General features: G+C 72.1%; 1 protein-coding gene. It reads right to left on the bottom strand.

Features of this window, described 5'->3' with window-relative positions:
• A partial coding sequence (locus ACFXG1_RS33050; RefSeq protein ID WP_384745874.1) for an acyltransferase domain-containing protein occupies window positions 1-2,573 on the bottom strand: 2,573 nt, incomplete at both ends.

A 2,573-nucleotide genomic window follows, 5' to 3' on the forward strand; every position in this document is an offset into this window, starting at 1 on the left:
ACAAACCCCACATCACCCAAAAACCCCTGAACCAACCCCAACACCCACCCCAACAACCCACCAACACCCCCCACACCAACCCCACCCCCATCCCCATCGCCATCCCCCAACCACACCACCACATCCACCCCACCACCCACCGGCAACACACCACCCACCCCCACCACCACCCACCCACCACCGCCAACAACACCCACCCGCTCCCACACCACCCCAAACAACCCACCACCATCAGCTCCCGATATCACCTCCTCCCCGACCGGCAGCAGTTCGAGCGACTCCATCGAAGCGACCGGGGCGCCGGTGGCATCCGCCAGCCGTACGGAGGCCCGGCCGGGTCCGGTGAGCTTCAGACGGACCCGGAGCGCCGTTGTCACCACCGCGCCCACCTCGACCCCACCCCAGGTGAAGGGGAGCCGGGCGGGTCCTTCCACGCCGGCCACCGCCGGAAGCAACGGGTGGAGGGCGGCGTCCAGCAACGCCGGGTGCAGAACGAAACCGTGCCCCCCGCCGGTCTCCTCCTCGTCGAGAGCCACCTCGGCACAGATCTCGTCTTCCGTACGCCACACCCGGCGCAGCCCCGCGAACCCCCGGCCGTACCCGAACCCGGCGTCCGCCAGCCGGTCGTAGACACCGTCGAGCTCGATCTCGTCCGCTTCCACAGGCGGCCAGGGGGTTTCCAGCGCCTCCACCCCACCGGCGGCGGTCAGCCGCCCGCGGGCATGCGGCGTCCAGGGCGGCGGCTCCCCGTCCTCCCCCGCGTCCGGGCAGGCGTACAGCTCGAACGGCCGGGCGCCGCTCCCATCCGCTTCCCCCACGGTCGCCTGGAGCCGTACCCCCTTCCCCACGGGCAGCACCAAGGGGCTGGTCAGCGTCAGCTCCTCGACTCGGCCGAGCCCCACTGCCGCACCGGCGCGCAGGGCCAGATCCAGGAATCCGCTACCGGGGAACACCACCGCGCCGTGCACCGAGTGGCCCGCCAGCCAGGGGTGGGTGTCCAGGGATAGGTATCCCGTGAGCATATGGATGTCCCGGCCCGCCACGGGTACGGCGGCACCGAGGAAGGGGTGGGCCGTGGCGCGGAGGCCGAGGCCCTGGGCGTCGCCGGCGGCGGGGCTCGCCGTGAGCCAGTACCGGTCACGGCGGAAGGGGTACGTCGGCAGGTCGTCGACCCGGCCGCCGCCGGGGAAGGTCGTGTCCGGGTCGAGCGCCCCACCGCGCAGCCGCAGGAGCGCCAGGGCCGATGTGACGCCCGCCGCCTCGGGTCGGCCGGTGCGCAACAGGGGCAGGATCGCGCCGGGCCCGCCGGTCAGGCACTCCCGTACCAGCGCGCCGAGCACCGCGCCCGGACCCAGCTCCAGATAGTCGGTGACTCCCTCGGCTTCCAGGCGGCGTACCCCGTCTTGGAAGCGGACGGTCTCGCGGATGTGCCGGGTCCAGTAGTCGGGCGACCGGAGCTGGGCGGCGGTGGCGATCGCGCCGGTGACGTTGGAGACGACGGGGATACGGGACTCGTGGAAGGTGAGCCGCTCGGCCGCCGCCCTGAAGGCGTCCAGCACTCCGTCCATATGGGGCGAGTGGAAGGCGTGACCGACCCGCAGGCGCTTGCTCCCGCGACCCCGGGCCCGCCAGAGTGCCGCGAGCTCCTCCACCGCGGGTTCGTCACCGGATACGACGATCGACCGCGGCCCGTTGACCGCGGCGACGACGACAGCCGCCCCGCCCCCCGTCTCGTACCGCTCCAGCGTCTCGCGTACCTCATCCTCCGTGGCCTGGAGCGCGATCATGGCGCCGTCCCCGCGCGCGGAGCGCATGAGTCCGCCCCGGGTGGCGACGAGGGCGCACGCATCCTCCAAGGAGAAAACACCCGCGACATGTGCGGCGGTGATCTCGCCGATGGAGTGGCCGAGCAGCAGGTCGGGTACCGTGCCCCGGCTTTCGAGGAGGCGGAACAGCGCCACCCCCGTGGCGAACAGCGCGGCCTGTGCGACATCGGTCCGGTCGAGGAGCGCCGCTTCGGGTGATCCCTCGGGGGCGAAGAGGACGTCCGCGAGCGGGCGTGGCAGTTCGCCGTCGAGCAGTGCGCAGACATCGTCCAGCGCTCGGGCGAACGCGGGCATCCGCTCGTACAGCTCACGGCCCGTGCCCGGGCGTTGGCTGCCCTGACCGGGAAAGAGGAAGGCCGTTTTGCCACGCGGTACGGCTCCGTCGTCCCGTACGACGCCCGGCGAGTCCACGCCGTGCGCCAGCGCGTCGAGGCCCGTGAGGAGGTCCGTCCGGTCCGTGCCGATGACGGCGGCCCTGTGCTCCAGTGTCGTACGCATCGTCGCCAGCGACCATCCGAGGTCGACCGGGGACAGGTCGGGATGGTCGGTGAGGTATGTGTGCAACCGGCCCGCCAGCGCCTGCAACGCGGTCTCGTCCCGGCCCGAGACGAAGAGGGGCACCGGCACGGCGGGCCGTTCGCGTTCCTCTTCGCGGGGCTCGGTTTCCTGTGGTGGTGCGGGTTCTTCGAGGATGACATGAGCGTTCGTCCCGCTGATACCGAACGAGGAGACCCCCGCCCGCCGCGG

It is taken from the genome of Streptomyces sp. NPDC059248 (assembly GCF_042753905.1).
Classification (GTDB): Bacteria; Actinomycetota; Actinomycetes; order Streptomycetales; family Streptomycetaceae; genus Streptomyces.